This window comes from Microvirga roseola, from assembly GCF_020866965.1.
Lineage (GTDB): Bacteria > Pseudomonadota > Alphaproteobacteria > Rhizobiales > Beijerinckiaceae > Microvirga > Microvirga roseola.
Genome location: NZ_JAJATX010000159.1, coordinates 1 through 1131, shown reverse-complemented (window position 1 = coordinate 1131; position 1131 = coordinate 1). Strand labels below are relative to the sequence as shown.

At 67.0% G+C, this 1131-nt stretch carries 1 protein-coding gene; it reads right to left on the bottom strand.

The annotated features are described in order from the left end of the window. Nucleotides 1-46: 46 nt before the first annotated feature. Complete coding sequence (locus tag LG661_RS24645; protein ID WP_230534634.1) at nt 47-1063, bottom strand: alpha/beta hydrolase; 1017 nt, start codon at nt 1061-1063, stop codon at nt 47-49. Between the last annotated feature and the right edge of the window lie 68 nt (nt 1064-1131).

Here is a 1131-nt window from a genome sequence, read left to right as displayed (position 1 = left end):
CTGCCCCGGGGGGTGGCCCGGGGCAGGTTGCGGAGGTTTGTGAGGCTTACTGGGCGAAGGCGGCCTTGAGGGCGGCGCTGGCCTGAGCAATGGCAGCCTTGGCGGCAGGGGTATCGGCCAGAGCGTTGAGCATCACGAAGTCGTGGATCGTGCCGTTGTAGCGGCTGGAGGTGACGGTAACGCCGGCCTCCGACAGCTTGCGGCCATAGGCTTCGCCCTCGTCCCGCAGCAGGTCGTTCTCGGCCACGATGATGGTGGCCTCCGGCAGACCCCTGAGCTGCTCAACCGAGGCCCTCAGCGGGAAGGCGGTGATCTCCTGGCGCGAGCCCTTCGGGAAGTTGGCGTCGAGGAAGTAGTGCATCGCCTTCGTGGTCAGCCACGGGCCCTCGCCGAAGCTCTGGTATGAGCTGTTCTCCGACACATCGTCCGTGACCGGGTAGAACAGCACCTGATGGCGGATCTGCGGTCCCTTGCGGTCCTTGGCCAGCAGGGTCACCGCTGCGGCCATGTTGCCGCCGGCGCTGTCGCCAGCCACCGCCAGGCGGGAGGCGTCAACGTTCAGGGCCCTGGCGTTCTCGACCACGTACTGGGTGGCGGCATAGGCCTGCTCGTTGTTGGTGGGGTACTTCACCTCCGGAGCCCGGTCGTAGTGCACGAATACCACAGCCGCATTGGCACCGGCAGCGATCTCGCGGATCAGGTGATCGTGGGTGTTGGGATCGCCCATGACCCAGCCGCCGCCGTGGAAGTACATCACCACCGGCAGGGCATCCTTGACGCCAGCGGGACGGACGATGCGGACGTTGACCTTGCCGGTGGGGCCGACGGGGAAGACGGTGTCTTCGATGGTGGTCGCGGCGCTGGGGATCGTGGGGTCCTGGGCGCCGGCCAGCGCGTTGCGGGCCTGATCGTAGCTCAGGGTGTAGATCGGGGCGCCGCCGGAGCGGGCAAGGGCATCGATGAAGGCCTGGGTCTTGGGCTCGAGCACCGGGGCGGCGGCGGCGGTGGTGGCGAGTACGGAGGCGAGAGCAACGCCAGCAGCGGAGGAGGAGAGCTTGGACATGACATGTTCCTTTCGAAGGGTAGAGGGTTGAGAGGCTGTGACGTTCGGTGGGGATTACCGTGTCAGTG